The sequence below is a fragment of the Lysinibacillus phoenicis genome (assembly GCF_047238325.1).
GTDB lineage: Bacteria > Bacillota > Bacilli > Bacillales_A > Planococcaceae > Lysinibacillus > Lysinibacillus irui.
The window spans coordinates 516,516-531,622 of the sequence record NZ_JBDFMP010000002.1; the positions used below are offsets into that span (position 1 = coordinate 516,516).

A 15,107-nucleotide genomic window follows, 5' to 3' on the forward strand; every position below is an offset into this window, starting at 1 on the left:
AGGTTATCTTGAGTGATTTTACGCAAGTTCTAAAGGTAGAAATGCATAGTCTCCGTCTCGTACAATTGAGCATTTCCGAACTTGAATAGGCTGCTTAAAAAGTGGTCCATCGATGACAGTTGTATGGAATTCTCCACCCTCCCCACAAGGGTCAATGCCGCGGGCTTCAAGCTCCTGTACATATTCGTAGGTAAGTGTTCTTCCTAAATCTTCTTCGGTCATACCTAAGGATAAGTTGACCGTGACAATCATCGTGATAAATCCTAAGTTAATAAATTCATCGACAGCTTGACGATGGTTCATCTCCCACAAAGGCATACCCAGCTTTAATCCTGCCTTTTTTGTCACCTGATCATGCCAGCAGCCATGTTCAGGCATGTCTAAATCTCCTGTCACTAATACCTCTGCCCCTTGATTTTTTGCATTTTCTAAAAGACCAATGAACACATGCTCATATTCTGCCCAACTTGCTGCAGCCGTATAGACAGGTAATCCGATCGAGTCTGCTTGTGCCTGGATAAGCTCTGGTGGCATCCCATGGGACCTTGAGCGTTGCCCTTCTTCCTCAAGCATCACGATAAGACCTATTGCTTGACCTACCTGCGATGCTTTATATAAAGCTAAGACACTATCCTTTCCACCACTAAATGAAGCAATAAATCGATGATCTTGCGCATTATTTTTCCAGCCTGTTGTTTCTGTCATATTACTTTTCTCCCTTTACTATCAATCAAGATATATTCTTTTAGCTTCCTCGTCGAAAAACTGCGTAATTTTCGGATAGTTGTTGATGTCGATATTGGATTGCCTCATGATTTTCTGCAAAAAAATCGTATCCGCAAACATTTTATTGAGTATAAATTTACATAATAATGGGTTGTCTTGAAAATACTCAACTAACGCTTGGAGTTCATCAAAATGAAAATTCAAAATATAAATGGCGTAATTTTGTAATAACATACTCATACAATGCTCTCGGTAAGGATTGGACAGCTCCTCTAACAGCATGTTGTTTAGCAATTGAAAGAATGCTAATTTATTTTCCTTATACATATGTAAAAAGTGGTCCACATCATTAATTAACCGGAGGATTTCCTCAAGCCCTTCTTCTTGAGGCATCGCAAGCTTATGCGATTTCCCCTCTAATGTTTTTAAGAGTTCTAACGTAAGATGCTTACAAGCGTTTATTTCCTCAGGCGCTAACACTAATGAATCCTGATAGTTGTGGGCGTGCTCAAAAAAATAATCATGGTAAAAAGAAAGATATTGCTCCAGACGAATATTCGTTTTTGTATGTACTATCGATTGGTCTTGGAATGAAAAGGCGTAAAGCGTCTCCTCATTCACTGGATGAGCATACAAAAAGAAAAAGAACAAGAAATCTTTTAATTGTTGCTTTTGCTCTTCGTTTAACATTGTCATATACGATAGTTGAGCTAGTTGGAAGAAACAATAATTTTTCATCCGGTCATTCATTGTATTATATGGATGACGAGGAATAATCCTTGTGGTTGAATTAATGGTATAGTGTAAATAGTAAAATACTTGCTCATCGTAAACATCGAGCTGATGGAAATACGATGAAAGTATAGGTTTCCCATTTGGTGGATCACCGTACTGTGGATCTGGAGGTTGAAGCTCCTCTGCCCACGCCAAAAATGTATCATGCTCATGAGCACTAAAAAAGAGCTCCGCACTTTGATCTTCTAATACTGCATACTCAAAGTCCTCCATTGGAACAGCTGGTAATCCTCGATTGAATTTGATATTAAGATAGTTATAGAATAATGCTTGTACATTCGCCATGCATGTCCTCATTTCTTTAGGAAATTCAAGTCATAACGTCCTTTATTTTAACATAATCTTGATGAAAACTTAGCTGCTCGAGTAGAATTTCCACTTAACAACAACACCCTCCTACAAAATAGGAGGGTGTTCAAACGATATTAATACGCTTGCGCAAACCAAACTGTATGCTTTGCTTTGTTTCCACAGCCAATACATGTTGTTTTTGTTGTTGGTGGATTGAATGGGATGTTGCGGGATGTGTATTTTGTTTCTTCCTTCACTTTTTCCTCACATGCATCCTCGCCACACCATCCAGCAAGTACCCAGCCTGGAATTGAGCTGTTTTCTTTCGCTGTTTCGATATGCTGCTGAAGTTGTGGAAGTGTATCAATTGTTGTGTGTGCATTTGCTTCACGGAATTGACGGGCTTTTTCCAGTAAACGCGTTTGCATCGTTGTTAGCTCCTCTTCAATAGCTGTGACAATTGTAGCTAAATCGATTGTTCGTTTGTCTTCTTCATCACGCGCTTTCATTAGTGCTTGGTTGTTCTCCAGGTCACGTGGTCCTAATTCAACGCGAACTGGCACCCCTTTTAGCTCCCATTCATTAAACTTAAAGCCTGGTGACTGGTCTGAATCATCCAGACGAACTCGAATTCCTTTCGCTTTTAAGGAAGCAAAGATTTCGTCTAAATGTTCCATAATTTGAGGGTTCTTCTTCCATGGTCCAACTGGAATTAATACTACCTGTGTTGGCGCAATACGAGGAGGTAAAATCAGACCCTGCTCATCGCCATGGACCATAATAACGGAACCAATTAACCGTGTAGACGTACCCCAAGATGTCGTATGAACATATTCATGCTGATTCGCTTTATTCAAATACTTGATGTTAAAGGCTTCAGCAAACTTTGTCCCGAGATAATGCGATGTTCCTGCTTGCACAGCCTTCCCATTTTTCATCATGGCTTCAATGGAATACGTATCGACAGCACCTGCAAAACGTTCTGAAGGCGTTTTTTGACCATCATAGACAGGAATTGCTAGCACTTGTTCCACTACTTCTTTATAAATGTCGAGCATTTGCATCGTTTCTTTTCGAGCATCCTCTTCATCGACGTGAGCTGTATGTCCTTCTTGCCATAGGAATTCGGATGTGCGAATAAAAGGAAGTGTTTTCTTTTCCCAGCGGAAAACATTTGCCCATTGATTGATAAGCACTGGTAAGTCCCGGTAGCTTTTGATCCAATTTGAGTACAGGTGTCCAATCATTGTTTCAGAGGTTGGTCGAAGCGCTAAGCGTTCCTCTAATTGTTCTCCTGCTGCTTCTGTTACCCATGGAAGCTCAGGTGAAAATCCTTCGATATGATCCTTTTCCTTTTGGAAGAAGGATTCAGGAATAAGCATTGGGAAATAGGCATTACGATGCCCTGTCTCTTTAAAGCGACGATCCATCTCCTCCTGAATATGTTCCCAAATTTCGTAGCCATCTGGTTTAAAGGCAATACAGCCACGAACAGGTGTATAATCCATTAAATCCGCCTTTTGAATGGTTTCAATATACCACTTTGAAAAATCTTCTTGTTGTTTTGACATGTGCATTCCTCCATATATTTTTGAAATAAAAAAGCACAAAGCTGTCCTTAAAATAAGGACGTCTTTGTGCTGGATAGACGTGGTACCACCTTGGTTTAGCTTTAAGCTTTCACATAAAACCCTCTCACGTTTGGTAACGAAAACGACTCGGTTATGTTTGCATAACATCTCCGTGGTAGGTGTTCAGTACAGAAGCGGTGATATAGCTCTCAGCAGTTGCTATATTTTCTGTCTCACAATTCGTACTTACTTGGCCACATCATCAAATTGTATGGTTATTAACAGTTACTTTATCCCACTTTAGCAAAATCATTCAAGAATAGCAATTCATAACTGATTTTATTTTGTGACGGTGTTAACGATTAAATTCGTAAAATCCCCAACAGATAAAGGCTTACTGAAATAATAGCCTTGAACATATTCGCAGCCATGCTCGCGAAGAACGTTTAATTCAGCTTCCTCCTCAACGCCTTCAGCAACTACTTGCAGATTTAAGGCGTGGGCTAAAGAAATCATGGCCGAAATCATAGCGATTCCTGATTTTTCGGGTACGATATCCCGCACAAAAGCACGATCAATTTTAAGTACATCTACTGGGAATTTTTTTAGGTAATTTAACGATGAATAGCCTGTACCGAAATCATCTAGTGATATGGTAATGCCGAGTGCTCGCAATTGTTTAATAGTATCAATTAAGTCTTCCGTATAATCGAGCATACTCATTTCAGTAATTTCAATTTCTAATAAATGAGGGTCAATGCCAGTTTCTGCAATAACCTCCCGCACCATTTCGACAAAGCCATCTGTACTAATATGAATTGGAGAAATATTCACAGCTACGCGTAACGATAAATCATGTGTTTCATTCCACAAACAAGCTTGGGCGGAGGCCTTACGTAATACCCAAACACCAATATCATTTATGAGTCCACAATCTTCAGCAAACGGAATAAAGCGATCTGGTGGAATATGTCCTAATTCAGGATCATACCAGCGCAGCAATGCCTCCATACCAATGACCGTATCTGTTTTCAAATCTATTTTAGGCTGATAGTGCAATTCTAAGCGATCCTGTTTTAGTGCTTGGTGTAATTTTGTTTCTAATAAAAGCCATTTATCATTGGCTTCATCCATATTCTCACGATACAAGCGATATTGGTTACCTCGCGTCGATTTTGCTGCATACATAGCAATATCAGCATTTTTCAATAATTCTTCTACGGAGTTTGCGTGATCTGGGAAGATACTAATGCCGATACTAATACTTGCATAAAATTCATAGGTATCTACGATGAAGCTCTCATGGAAAACGTTAATAATTTCCTTGGCCATTTCTTCAATACGACTCACATCATTTAAAATCATGACAAATTCATCGCTATTATGGCGATAGAAAGAATTAGAGGTAAAATCAATATTTCGTAATCGATTGGACATTTCCACTAAAAACATATCACCGATAATATGCCCAAGCCCGTCATTAATGTGTTTAAAGCGATTTACATCAATGAAAAATAACGCAAATTTTTCTCCTGTACGTCGAGATTGATGAAATTCATTTTCTAAACGCTGTTCTAATTTACGACGATTTGGCAGCCCTGTTAATTCATCGTGATAGGCAATGTGAGTAATTTTTTTGATGTCCTTTTGTGCTGTAATGTCGACTCGAATGGCGATATATTGATAAGGCTTTCCCCTTTCATCTAGGAATGGGAAAATGGTTGTCTTCACCCAATATAAACTGCCGTCTTTCGCACGATTGCACACCTCGCCATTCCACATATCACCTTTACCAATTGTTTTCCACATCTCTCTAAAGAAAGACTTTGGATGAAAACCTGAATTTAGTAAACGGTGATCTTGACCTAATAATTCTTCACGCGTGTACTTCGAAATTTTGCAAAAATGATCGTTCACAAAAGTGATTTTTCCGGTGCGATCTGTTATTGCTACAATGATAGAACTATTCATGGCAGAAAAGATATCTTGTAATTCTTTTAGACTGTAGTTCATTTGATTAATACTACTAGGCGTGATATTCATCATTCTCATTCTCCATTCATTAAAATATGAAGGGTTTGGTACTTTTGCTTTATCTTACAGCGAGGTATAAAGTTGTGGTATATCGCCCTTATTTATGTAATTATATTATAGTCCTAGAAAAGCAGTTAATTCAACCCAAATATCAAAAACAATCAAAGCTCCATTTGATAGTTTTTAATAGAATAGACAAAAATTAGTGATTAATTTTTCCCGAAAATCGTCTAATCATGGCGTTTTTAAATACTTTAGTACTATTAAAAGCACTAACTTTAGGCTATTTATCTTTAAAATGCACATAACTATGTAAATATGCAAAAATACCTTACCGTCCTCCGTAGGCAGTAAGGTATTTTACACGCTAAGAGATCTCATATTCAATTGATCCTCCTGAAGTTTTCGCATGTTGATTCTTGCGACTATACTTGATTTGTTCATAACTAATATTTTGTTATATAACAGAAATATTATTTTATTAAAAATATATAACAGCGTTATTAACTTGTCAATGAATGATCTGAAATTTCTTGTGAATGACGAAAGCCCAGTCCATTTTGTTTAGTATGGCTGGGCTTTTCATAAAATATTCACGTCGGCTTCCGTCATAACCACGTCCTTTTAAATTCCTAATTGTTTTGCCTGCATATTATAGGCAGAAAGTTGTTGCTGGGATAATTGCAAGACATAATAGCGGAAAGAAATTGGTTCTAACCCATAACGTTCACACATTTCACAATAAAAATCATAGCCATCACGATACTTTGACATCTAAAATTCCTCCTTGAATTCAAACTGTTTTATAACAGTTGTTTTTATTTTTATTTAATATATAACAGATTATGTAGCACGTCAAGAGTTTATAACAGAAAAATTTCATCTAACAAGAAAAGGAATTCGAGCTCTACGTTGAGTGCCCCAATTCCTTTAATCATTTCATATTGCTCTTACTGTTTCTTGTATTTGCTCGATATGACGCTGTTCGTGCAAATAGACCATTTCAATCCACTGATCCAGTGGCAATTCTCCTAATGCAGGATGCTTCACCGCATGCTTTGCTAATCGTTCGGGTTCTTCGATTGTTTGTAAAAAGGCTAGGAAATTCTTCCTTGTTGTCGCTAGTAAATCCAACATGGCTTCCATCGTAAAAGGCTGTTCCGTAGGTTCAACGATAGTTGGTGCTTGAAATTTCCTTGACCTATCCAAAATAAGCAGTACATCTTTTCGTGCGGGCGATGTTTGCTCTTGTGCTTTTACTCCCCATGCTATGGCTTTTTTCGTTGCTTCCTCCACTAAAACAAGATGATGACAAATTTGTGCTACACTCCAGCTCTGTGCATCCGGTTTAACATTAAAAAGCGTATCATCTAAAGTGTGAATCGTCTGAAGCAGTGCAGTTCGCGTTTCATCAAGATGATCTTTTACAATTGATATCATAAACACCCCATTTCATTTCGTATTCTCTTATATATTCGCTACTGATGGTAGAAAATCATCTTTCCCGTACCATATTAAATGGATTGTTTTCTAGTACATGCTGCAGCTGCTCATCTTCTATATGCGTGTAGATTTGCGTTGTTGCAACACTTGAATGCCCTAAAATATGCTGTAGGCTACGTATATCTGCTCCAGCTTTATACATCATCGTTGCAGAAGTATGGCGTAGTTTATGCGGTGTTAGTCGTTCCTTTTGCAGTCCTGATTGCTGATTAATGCGTTTGACAATTTTAGCAACCGTTTGACGTGTAAAGCGCGTGCCTTTTTGTGATACGAAAAGTGGTTCCTCACCGTCTCCCTTATAAGGGGTCTTGCCACTATTTTCATAGTCTGCAAGTGCCTGCATGCAGCTATCATTTAAATAGACCGTTCGTTCCTTATTGCCTTTCCCTATAACCGTTAAATACCGTCCTTGAATCGAGGTTGTATTAAGCTGGCAAAGCTCTGTTACACGAATTCCTAAATTTAAGAAAAACATCATCATACAGTAATTTCGCGGTGATGCCTGATTGGTCTGAATACCTTCTATAAATTGTGTAGCTTCTTGAAGGTTCATATAGATAGGTCTTTTTCTGCCGATCTTCGGTGTTTCTAATTCATCTGCAGGATTTTCCTCAATGAGTCGACGTTTTCCTTTTAAGTATTTGAAAAAAGATTTTAAAGTCGCGACTTTTCGAGCTCTCGCCGCAGCAGAATTACCTCGTTGAACTTCACAGTACTCCATAAAGTAATAAAGATCCTCTAACGTAATAGCACGAATTTCTTCTATTGTCATTGTGGCAATATCTATAGCATCTAAATTCTCTATCCCCAAATCCTCTTGAACTGCTTTATGAAAACGGAAAAATAAAGTCAAATCATATTCATATTCTTTTCTTGTACGCTGTGACTTTCCTTTGATGGTTGTTAAATAGACAAGGAAATCCTTCATAAATTTTGGTTGCTTCGTTTTTTGCATCAAAAATCACCTCTATTTGCTCTATTTTACCATAAAAAACGTTCCCAAATATAAATTTGGGAACTTTATTACATAAAAAATGCTCTTTCTGCGTATGCAGAACAAATGTTCTTTTATGTGCAATGAAAAATCCCCTTTCAATTCAAAAGAGGATTTCGTTATAAATGATTTGTGACAGTTGCTACATTTTAGGCATAAAGTTCACGGGATATGAATATTAAAATCTAGTAGACTTTATCTGGGTTGCGTTAAAGAAAAAAGACTATGGGAGGATTTTGGATTGAGAGGAATTTTTTCGAGCGTACGCAAAAAAAATCAAGATTTTCCACAAAAATGGTTTGCGCTGTGAGACGATTTGAAAAAACAGTAGACGGATAACCACCCATGTCGATTCGTCTCACAATGCGTATGGTATTATTTGGATAAAGTGATTATTTTACAAATACTGAGTATGCTCCATCTGATTGTTTTGTTAGTGACCAGTTTGTCGATAACATTTGTTGAAGTTTTGTGACTGTTTCCTCATCACACGTTAAGTGCTGGATACCCGTTTCTAATAATTGGTAATCCTTCCCTTCTTCTAATTGAAAGCGTAGATGCAATAAACGTTGGATGCCTGGCAATGTTACATACTTAATTCGATAATGGCCATGTAGTGCATCTAAGAATTGTTGTTCCCCTTCTTTATAAAGAGCCATTGTCTCACTAAATTCATAGTTTGGTACTTGTTCTTGCCAAGCTGATACATCCCCCGCTCGTAAGGCACGTAATATCTCCTCGTCTGATAAATCTAATTTGGAAAGTTTATCTAATTCATAAGCTTGCATTAAATTAATGATAGTCATGATTGTTAGCTCCTTTTTATGTATTTATTCACAGTGTAACATGTTTTCACTACTACTTAAATTCGGAGGCGATCCATATGATGAAGAAATTATATGATTCTAGTCTGTTTTTCGATGAAATGTTTGACGGCAATAAGCCAAAGCCTCATTACCGTTCTTTTCATCATAAGCTATCCCTTTTTTCACAGGAGCAACTGGAAGAAAAATACCGACAAGCACAGGCAAGCTTTCTCAGACAAGGGATTACCTTTACGGTGTATGGAACACAGGATGGAACTGAGCGCACGATGCCTTTTGATTGTGTCCCGATTATTATTCCTCAAAGACAATGGACTCATATTGAGGCAGGTGTCAAACAGCGTGTAGAAGCTTTAAATTTATTTTTACAAGATGTCTATGGTCAGCAAAACATACTACGAGATGGGCTCATTCCTCGACAGCTTGTAGAAAATAATCCCTATTTCAAGCATATGATGACAGGACTTCAAGTGCCAATCAAGAATCATATATTTTTAGCAGGTATCGATTTAATTCGAGATGAAAAAGGTCTTTATCATGTGTTAGAGGATAATTTACGCAATCCGTCTGGCATTTCCTATGTGTTCGAAAATCGAGATGTCATGAAGGAAGTATATCCGGAGTTTTTCTCAAAACATACTATTCTACCATTGGATAAACAGATGTGTTATATGAAAAAGGCCCTTCTGGCACATCGACCTCCCTTCATGCAAGCGGATCGTGAGCCTAAAGCCGTGCTCCTTACAGCTGGCATTTATAATTCAGCCTACTACGATCATGTTTTTCTAGCCCAGCATTTAAATATCAAGCTAGTCGAGGGCCGCGATTTAGTTGTGCAGGATATGAAAGTTTATATGAAAACTATCTATGGTCTACAGCAAGTAGATATCATTTATCGTCGTATCGATGATGACTTTTTAGATCCTGCTGTCTTTCGTGAGGATTCTTTACTAGGTGTTCCTCATTTAATGGCGGCCTATCAAGCTGGTCATGTTGCTATTCTAAATGCCGTTGGAAACGGTGTGGCCGATGATAAAGCGATGTATGCCTATGTACCTGATATGATTCGTTATTATTTACAGGAAGAACCGATTTTACCGAATGTGAAAACCTATCACCTAGGGGATGACAAGCAGCGTGAATGGGTGCTTAAGCATATGCAGGAGCTAGTCATTAAGAATGTCAGTGCCTCTGGGGGCTATGATATGCTAATTGGTCCCCATGCAAGTGAGGAAGAAATCGCTTTGTTTAAGCAAAAAATCTGCAAGAACCCACTGCAATACATTGCCCAACCAACGATTAAACTATCCAGAGCACCTGCCTTTCAAAATGGACGATTCTACCCTTGCCATGTCGATTTGCGTGTGTATGTCATGAAGGGCGAGGATTGTTATGTTTTACCTGGTGGTTTATCACGAGTGGCACTTGAAGAAGGCTCACTCGTTGTGAATTCATCACAGGGTGGTGGTGCGAAGGATACGTGGATTTTAAAGGAGGAGTTGCAGCATGCTAAGTCGAGTAGCCGACGCGTTGTACTGGATGGCTCGGTATAGTGAACGCTCACAAACAAATGCACATATATTACAGATACAGCTGTTGAATATGTTGGAGCAATCTGGGCAAGAGCATGACTATATTGATCATTGGGAGGCTGTGTTAAATATTTGCGCCTCCAAGGAGGAATATTTAGACAATTACAATACAGTACGAGTTAACCCATTGATTGACTATCTTCTATTTTCTGAAAAAAATAGTAATGCCCTCCACGCCACATTACGTGCGATTCGAGAAAATGCACGGGTAACGCGTGATAGTCTACCAACTGAACTATGGGAAATTCAAAATGACTTTTATTTAACAAAGCGACAGGCCATACTGACAAGAGAACGGCCAATCCCACTCATTGAGCTTCAGGCATTTTTACAGGAAGTGCGGAAAACGTTATGGATGGAAACGGGATTGATAGAGAGTACAATGGATCGTGCGCTCTCCTATTATTTCATGCAGGTCGGGAAATGGCTTGAGCGCGCAGAAAAAACAATTCGCATGACAGTCATTATTGTAGAACAGCAAAAGCAAGCGGGATTATCGTTGGAAGAAGGTGATGGTGCATTTTTATTAGAGCTTGCGGCAGCAAGGGAGTCTTTTATGCGCAAGCATCGCCAAACAAATTTACAGACGGTCATTCGCTATTTAGTACAAGATGAGCATTGCCCAAGTTCTGTCATGTACTGTTTAAAGAAAATAGAAGATGCGATAATGGCTATTGAACATGATGCACTATCCTCAAGATTTTTAACACTTCAATGGAATATTAGAAGCCTTATCTTAGCAATCGATCATATTGATTTTTGGCAAATGACTATTGAAGAAACCATTACTATAATGGAGGAAAGATTGTCTCAATGTATTGCTTTTAGTGATACTTTTTCGACAATTTATCATTTATATGAACCCAGCGTACAACCTTGAAAGGAATCCACCACAGCTCCCTTTCAACAGGCAAGTCAGTAAGCAGAAGGAAGCGGACACGATGAAATTTGAAATTCAGCATACAAACGTTTTTCAATATGAATCTGAAGTCGACCAAAGTTTAAATACGATCCGTTTAAAGCCACGTAGTGATGAGCGTCAGCGATTATTATCCTATCGAATTGCCATAACGCCATCCTCTCTTACCCGTGAGCATACAGATATATGGGGTAATACAGTTGGGTCTTTTTATATACCAGAGCAGCATCAAACATTAGAAATTCATACATCCTCGATTGTCAGTATTCAGCGTGCACCCTTTATTCATCGTATTCAGTATTCGCCTGAAATGCAGACAATCTTTCATTCACAGCTATTTTACGAGCATTATTTACCGTATTTAAAAGGAACTCATTTTACATTTATGACGGATCAGCAATTAGAGGAAGTCTATCATGCAATCGGTCATGCTGAAAATCCTGTGCTCTTTTCACTTAATTTAATGCAATATTTATATGCAAGCTTTGAATATGACCCAACAGCAACAGATGTAACAACAACAGCAAGTGAGGCTTTTGCATTAAAACGAGGTGTTTGTCAGGATTTCACCCATGTAATGCTTGCTGTTTTGCGTGCAAAAGGAATCCCTGCTCGTTATGTCAGTGGCTACTTATATGTAGATGAAAATTCGGCCCTTATTGGCGATATTGCGACACATGCATGGGTAGAGGTCATGATACCAGGTATAGGCTGGATTGGCCTTGATCCAACAAATAATGTGGAAGTTTTAGAAAACCATATTATTTTATGCATTGGTCGCGACTATAGTGATATAAGCCCCGTAGAAGGAGTTTATACTGGAGGAAAGCATGATTTAACGGTAAAAGTCAGTGTGAAAGCATTAAATCATTTATAAAGAACAAGAAAGAGTCAGTGGAGCATAAAAAACTCCACTGATTTTGCGTTTAAGTCATATAATGCGGTCTCACGGATTTTATTCGAAGCGCTGCTGTCTTTCTGTCAGCACCCATTTCCGTACATAGCCCATTTCTTGTTGAATATGTTCCAGTGTTTTGTCTTGTTGAAATGACCGTTGCATAACGGTATAACGCAAATCTGTTGCTCTTACATTTTTACCTATATCTTGAGACATCGTTTGGAAAATACGCTCCACTGTCTTCGTTGAAATTGGCTTTGCCACACTCGCCTCACTTACCCAAATCCATTCCCCAACCTCTTGTCCATGTAGGTGTGCTGTCTCTTTTTTATATTGTGCTAGCATGTCCATAAGTACGGCTGAGCATTTTATTTCTCGACGCCCATTCCGATTGGCAATAAAAATAGTCGCATGTTCTTCGATGATGTGCGACCATTTCATGCGCACAAGCTCTGCTGGCTTACAACCTGTTTCCATCAACATTTGAACAATGGCACCATTCCGTCTCGCCAGCCAGGCATGCTCCTCTGTTTTGGCATATTGAAAATAAGTTGGCCAAACATTGGCAATGAGCATGATCTGTTTATTTGTCAGTACTTGTAATGCCTCTTTTTGTCTTTTTTTGGGCTGTAATATAACTTGATAATCAAAAGGCTTTACCCATTCACGTAGAAAAATAAAGTCAACAAAGCCTCGTAAAGTCGCTATTTTATGATTAAATGTATTGATATTGCTGTAGGTTTCCTTTAGATAGTCACTATAAAGCTTAAGTAAATTCTTTAATTGATGATCCACATACAAGTATTTCTGTTCATGGGCAAACGTTAAAAATTCCTGTCCATCCATGTTGTACTGCTTTTTTGTTGCAGCACTTTTTTTCAGTGATTGCAGCAGTAAAAAGTAACTATCCCATGCTTCCTTGAGTGTCACCATATGGCCCCTCCTTGTTTACTGTGCGTAGTATGTTTATATTTTACTATATATTGGGTGCGTCAGTTCATAATTAAATACAATTACTTTAGTGTCGGATAATCTGTATTATCATTACACACACCCGCTTCTTGCAGCAAGTACTCCTTACGTAAATAAGAAACGTATGTTCTTACATTTAGTTTCTCACATCTTTTACTTTCTTACAATAGTAAATTTCTTCCCCCTGTTGTAGTACAAATGCTATCTTTTCCTTCTATTTTCGTGTAACAACGCAACTTTATATGAAAATTCGTATAATTCCGTGATTATTTTTCATTGTGTTATATAATAAAGACAGAAACTAACATGTAGGGGGCTTTCTACTATGCAAGTAAAGACGACTCGATTGGAAGCAGAAGATGCAAAAATTATTTATCAAGAAACAGCTGGTCTAGCCATTATTACGATTCACCGACCACAAGCCAAAAATGCGTTAACCGCAAACATGTGGGATCAATTAGCGAAAATAGCTCTACAAGTATTAGACAATCCTAAAAATAAAGTCCTTATTTTACGAGGCTCTGGCCAAAACTTTACCGCAGGCTCTGATATTAAAGAATTTAATGCCATTTCCCTCGACAAAGCCGAAGAAGCGTTTGTACATATGGAAAAAACCATTTCCACCATTGAGCGCTTACCCATTCCTACGATTGGCGTCATTAATGGGCCTGCGATGGGCGCTGGCTTAGAATTAGCCTTAGCCTGTGATATCCGTATTGGCTCCGACAAAGCGAAACTTGGTATCCCTGTCGGAAAATTAGGCATTACTTTAAATAATAAATTTGCGCAGCGTTTAGTACAGCTAGTAGGTCCTGCCACAACAAAGGATTTGGTCTTTACCGGTCGAATGTTTAAAGCCGAAGAAGCCTTCAAGCTAGGAATGCTCAACTATTTGGTAGCTGAAAAAGACTTAAATAAATATATGATCCGTATGGGCAAGCTCGTTGCAGGGATGTCGCCGGAATCCTTATTAGCTGTTAAACAATCCGTGCAAGAATGTCTTGATAGTGTGCCAACATTATGGCAGGGCTCTACACCATTTGTGGGCAGCGATTTTGCAGAGGGTTGCCGTGCCTTTGTTGAAAAACGCCAGCCGCACTTCACTCGACAGCCGAAATAAAAAACAGGTACTCTTTTCGCCCTGGTGCGATGGGGAGTACCTGTTTTTTATGATTTTTTCTTTTGTAAAGCCACTTTGACCTGAACATGGATCGCATCTAATTCATAGCCAAAATGCAGATAAAACGACTCCTGCACCGCTTGTTGAAGTTCCAATACATGCGCTGCTAATGGGTAATCGATCGGCAGCTTCACCTGAATAGTGAGGATCGCTTCAGCCTGATCACCTAGCACAAATTGAGCGTGCTCTACCTTTTGGACAATGGCTTGTTGATTACAGCAATAAGTCAGTAAATCAACATAGACATGCTTGCTAATCTCGATATACTCTCGCTGAAAATCAGGTCGCACAATGGTCGTTTCCCCGATTTTTTCACGTTTTGATGAAAAAATCTCCATCCCCTTTTGCACTAACCGTTTAAAGAAATTTTGCTCCACTTGTCGGTATGGAATGGGCATAACATGCTTACCTTGTGTTTGACGGATAAAACGAGCTTTTTGAATTTCCTTCAAGGAACGAACATCTTCCACCTGATAATAGTGCTCAATAGGTCCAAGCTCCAGCTGCTTCGCAATGCTATTCGTCATTTTAATAGAGGTCCCAATCAGCAAAATGGCCTCCACCTTATAGCTAGCTAACGCTTTTTTAACTGCCTCTCGATGTTCTTGCTCGGTAAAAATAGCACGCCGAACAGCGGTAATCGTATTTTTTTCAAATTTCGCTGAAACGCCAGCGACTTTTACGCCATTAATAATAAGTAATCCATCATCAATGATGGCCACTACGCCTAATTTATGGGCAAAGGCAAGTGCACTAGTACTTTTGCCAGTGCCGCTTGGTCCGCTTAGTGAATATACCTTCACTGCTA

At 38.7% G+C, this 15,107-nt stretch carries 14 protein-coding genes; 4 read left to right on the plus strand and 10 right to left on the minus strand.

Going from position 1 to position 15,107, the window contains the following annotated elements; genetic code table 11:
* Positions 1 to 18: 18 nt before the first annotated feature.
* The 8 genes from ABC382_RS03805 to ABC382_RS03840 all read right to left on the minus strand — a co-directional run bounded on the left by ABC382_RS03805 (position 19) and on the right by ABC382_RS03840 (position 8,720).
* A complete protein-coding gene (locus tag ABC382_RS03805) occupies positions 19 to 705 on the minus strand; it encodes a Dph6-related ATP pyrophosphatase (protein ID WP_407134537.1) in 687 nt (228 codons plus the stop codon).
* A gap of 21 nt (positions 706 to 726) precedes the next feature.
* Positions 727 to 1,806, minus strand: coding sequence for a hypothetical protein (locus tag ABC382_RS03810; RefSeq protein WP_412926589.1), 1,080 nt, complete (start codon positions 1,804 to 1,806; stop codon positions 727 to 729).
* Between the two features lie 140 nt (positions 1,807 to 1,946).
* Positions 1,947 to 3,383: a proline--tRNA ligase gene (proS, locus tag ABC382_RS03815; RefSeq protein ID WP_322605116.1), complete on the minus strand. Its 1,437-nt coding sequence runs from the start codon at positions 3,381 to 3,383 to the stop codon at positions 1,947 to 1,949.
* A gap of 339 nt (positions 3,384 to 3,722) precedes the next feature.
* Entirely contained in the window at positions 3,723 to 5,429 is a 1,707-nt protein-coding gene (locus ABC382_RS03820; protein WP_274797204.1) for a putative bifunctional diguanylate cyclase/phosphodiesterase, read from the minus strand.
* A 612-nt stretch (positions 5,430 to 6,041) separates the two neighbouring features.
* Positions 6,042 to 6,191, minus strand: a complete 150-nt coding sequence (locus ABC382_RS03825) for a transcriptional regulator (protein WP_274797201.1) — start codon at positions 6,189 to 6,191, stop codon at positions 6,042 to 6,044.
* A gap of 165 nt (positions 6,192 to 6,356) precedes the next feature.
* Positions 6,357 to 6,857 carry a DinB family protein gene (locus ABC382_RS03830; RefSeq protein WP_274797200.1) on the minus strand — a complete coding sequence of 167 codons (501 nt, stop codon included), beginning with the start codon at positions 6,855 to 6,857 and terminating at the stop codon, positions 6,357 to 6,359.
* A gap of 55 nt (positions 6,858 to 6,912) precedes the next feature.
* Positions 6,913 to 7,875, minus strand: coding sequence for a tyrosine recombinase XerC (locus tag ABC382_RS03835; RefSeq protein ID WP_412926590.1), 963 nt, complete (start codon positions 7,873 to 7,875; stop codon positions 6,913 to 6,915).
* Between the two features lie 431 nt (positions 7,876 to 8,306).
* Positions 8,307 to 8,720, minus strand: coding sequence for a hypothetical protein (locus tag ABC382_RS03840; protein WP_322610850.1), 414 nt, complete (start codon positions 8,718 to 8,720; stop codon positions 8,307 to 8,309).
* An 80-nt stretch (positions 8,721 to 8,800) separates the two neighbouring features.
* Here ABC382_RS03840 and ABC382_RS03845 point away from each other — a divergent pair, with 80 nt between their 5' ends.
* From ABC382_RS03845 to ABC382_RS03855, 3 genes are all read left to right on the plus strand, one after another.
* Complete coding sequence (locus ABC382_RS03845) at positions 8,801 to 10,291, plus strand: circularly permuted type 2 ATP-grasp protein (protein ID WP_322611025.1); 1,491 nt, start codon at positions 8,801 to 8,803, stop codon at positions 10,289 to 10,291.
* Entirely contained in the window at positions 10,245 to 11,210 is a 966-nt protein-coding gene (locus ABC382_RS03850) for an alpha-E domain-containing protein (protein ID WP_322610851.1), read from the plus strand. The genes ABC382_RS03845 and ABC382_RS03850 overlap by 47 nt, the downstream gene beginning before the upstream one ends.
* 61 nt (positions 11,211 to 11,271) lie before the next feature.
* On the plus strand, positions 11,272 to 12,126 hold the full coding sequence (locus tag ABC382_RS03855; RefSeq protein ID WP_274797196.1) for a transglutaminase family protein: 855 nt from the start codon (positions 11,272 to 11,274) through the stop codon (positions 12,124 to 12,126).
* Positions 12,127 to 12,204: 78 nt separating this feature from the next.
* Here the strand turns inward: ABC382_RS03855 and ABC382_RS03860 are convergent, their stop codons facing one another.
* Complete coding sequence (locus ABC382_RS03860) at positions 12,205 to 13,080, minus strand: tyrosine-type recombinase/integrase (RefSeq protein WP_412926591.1); 876 nt, start codon at positions 13,078 to 13,080, stop codon at positions 12,205 to 12,207.
* A gap of 364 nt (positions 13,081 to 13,444) precedes the next feature.
* On the opposite strand from ABC382_RS03860, the gene ABC382_RS03865 reads away from it, so the two are divergent.
* Positions 13,445 to 14,239, plus strand: a complete 795-nt coding sequence (locus tag ABC382_RS03865; RefSeq protein WP_274797193.1) for an enoyl-CoA hydratase/isomerase family protein — start codon at positions 13,445 to 13,447, stop codon at positions 14,237 to 14,239.
* 47 nt (positions 14,240 to 14,286) lie between these two features.
* On the opposite strand, the gene ABC382_RS03870 is transcribed toward ABC382_RS03865, so the two are convergent.
* Positions 14,287 to 15,102, minus strand: coding sequence for an ATP-binding protein (locus ABC382_RS03870; protein WP_322610854.1), 816 nt, complete (start codon positions 15,100 to 15,102; stop codon positions 14,287 to 14,289).
* Positions 15,103 to 15,107: the final 5 nt, after the last annotated feature.

Excerpts from the sequence above, each read along its gene's own strand:
- ABC382_RS03855 (WP_274797196.1), top strand. The coding sequence starts at position 11,272 with ATGAAATTTGAAATTCAGCATACAAACGTTTTTCAATATGAATCTGAA.
- ABC382_RS03825 (WP_274797201.1), bottom strand. The coding sequence starts at position 6,191 with ATGTCAAAGTATCGTGATGGCTATGATTTTTATTGTGAAATGTGTGAA.
- ABC382_RS03865 (WP_274797193.1), top strand. The coding sequence starts at position 13,445 with ATGCAAGTAAAGACGACTCGATTGGAAGCAGAAGATGCAAAAATTATT.
- ABC382_RS03850 (WP_322610851.1), top strand. The coding sequence starts at position 10,245 with ATGCTAAGTCGAGTAGCCGACGCGTTGTACTGGATGGCTCGGTATAGT.
- ABC382_RS03810 (WP_412926589.1), bottom strand. The coding sequence starts at position 1,806 with ATGGCGAATGTACAAGCATTATTCTATAACTATCTTAATATCAAATTC.
- ABC382_RS03805 (WP_407134537.1), bottom strand. The coding sequence starts at position 705 with ATGACAGAAACAACAGGCTGGAAAAATAATGCGCAAGATCATCGATTT.
- ABC382_RS03835 (WP_412926590.1), bottom strand. The coding sequence starts at position 7,875 with ATGCAAAAAACGAAGCAACCAAAATTTATGAAGGATTTCCTTGTCTAT.
- proS (WP_322605116.1), bottom strand. The coding sequence starts at position 3,383 with ATGTCAAAACAACAAGAAGATTTTTCAAAGTGGTATATTGAAACCATT.
- ABC382_RS03845 (WP_322611025.1), top strand. The coding sequence starts at position 8,801 with ATGAAGAAATTATATGATTCTAGTCTGTTTTTCGATGAAATGTTTGAC.
- ABC382_RS03830 (WP_274797200.1), bottom strand. The coding sequence starts at position 6,857 with ATGATATCAATTGTAAAAGATCATCTTGATGAAACGCGAACTGCACTG.
- ABC382_RS03820 (WP_274797204.1), bottom strand. The coding sequence starts at position 5,429 with ATGATGAATATCACGCCTAGTAGTATTAATCAAATGAACTACAGTCTA.
- ABC382_RS03860 (WP_412926591.1), bottom strand. The coding sequence starts at position 13,080 with ATGGTGACACTCAAGGAAGCATGGGATAGTTACTTTTTACTGCTGCAA.
- ABC382_RS03840 (WP_322610850.1), bottom strand. The coding sequence starts at position 8,720 with ATGACTATCATTAATTTAATGCAAGCTTATGAATTAGATAAACTTTCC.